The organism is Mesorhizobium sp. ArgA1 (genome assembly GCF_053714375.1).
On sequence record NZ_JBSKBQ010000132.1, the window covers coordinates 1 to 517 of the forward strand.

General features: G+C 61.1%; 1 pseudogene. It reads left to right on the forward strand.

Annotated elements, in window-relative coordinates:
* Window positions 1-294 (forward strand): annotated as a pseudogene (locus ACWGTI_RS32680) (IS66 family transposase); the annotation flags it as partial.
* Between the last annotated feature and the right edge of the window lie 223 nt (window positions 295-517).

A 517-nucleotide genomic window follows, 5' to 3' on the forward strand; every position in this document is an offset into this window, starting at 1 on the left:
AGTGGGAATACCTACGCGATACAAAGAAGACGGCAGGATGCCGATCGACAACAACCTCCTCGAACGCGATATCAGAAACTTTGCCACCGGCAGAAAATCCTGGCTGTTCAGCGATACCGTGAATGGAGCCAGGGCCAGCGCCGTCATATACAGCCTGATGCTGACCTGCCGCACCTGTGACGTCGAGCCCTTGGCGTACTTGCGCCACGTCCCCGCGAATTGCCGCAGCGCGCCACAGACGCCGACATCACCGACCTGCTGCCCTTCAACTTCGCCAAAACCGCCGCCGCGTGATCCAATGCAGCCGTCTGACAGCGACCCCGTCAAACGGGCCGCGTCAACGCGCATGGGATGAGCGCTTACGGACAGACTCCACCGAATTGGAATAGCAACTGAGATCGAACTGCCGGGGCAGGGGTGATGGTGCCAGGGCACTCTGCCAATGGCCGCGCGACGCCGCGCCGCCATTCACCCAGGGCGGGTCTACTCACCATCAGGATGAAGCAGTTGCTTCTGC